General features: G+C 70.3%; 1 protein-coding gene. It reads left to right on the top strand.

Annotated elements, in window-relative coordinates:
• Nucleotides 1–228: 228 nt before the first annotated feature.
• The coding region (locus ACOADB_RS24490) for a LysR family transcriptional regulator (RefSeq protein ID WP_378604994.1) at nt 229–589 on the top strand (361 nt) is incomplete at its 3' end.

Below are 589 nucleotides of genomic sequence, written 5' to 3'. Positions count from 1 at the left end.
TGGTCCGGCGCGACGCCGTACCGGACCAGGCCGAAGGGCGCGGGGAGGCGCTCGAGGATGTCGATCGAGACCGGCGTGCCCGACTTGATGAGGTTGTCGGCAGCGTAGATACCGGCGGGGCCACCGCCCACGATCGCAACGCGAAGAGTCATGTCCACGAGTCTGTCGATCGCGGCCGGGTCACAGAACGAGGTTGTGGTTGGGTACTCACAAGGTAACCTTGTGAGCGTGCTGAGTCCCCACGTCCCGGAGCTGCGGGCCCTCGAGCTGCTGGTCGTGGTCGCACGGACGGGAAGCCTGGGTGCGGCGGCTGCCGAGCTCGGCATCAGTCAGCAGGCCGCGTCGTCACGTGTGCGGACCATGGAGTCGCTGGTGGGGGAGCCGCTGGTGACCCGCAGCAAGCGCGGCTCGGAGCTCACGCCGACCGGCGAGCTGCTCGTGCAGTGGGCCAGTCGCGTCCTCGACGCCGCGCACGAGCTCGACGCCGGTATCGCCGCCATGCGTGTCGACCGCCGCGGCCACCTCGCCATCGCGGCGAGCCTCACGATTGCCGAGCACCTGCTGCCCGGGTGGCTGGTGGGCCTGCGCA

Source organism: Nocardioides sp. CPCC 206348, assembly GCF_048654705.1.
Taxonomy (GTDB): domain Bacteria; phylum Actinomycetota; class Actinomycetes; order Propionibacteriales; family Nocardioidaceae; genus Nocardioides.
The sequence above is the reverse complement of the archived record's forward strand: the minus strand, read 5'-3'. Positions and strand labels throughout refer to the sequence as shown.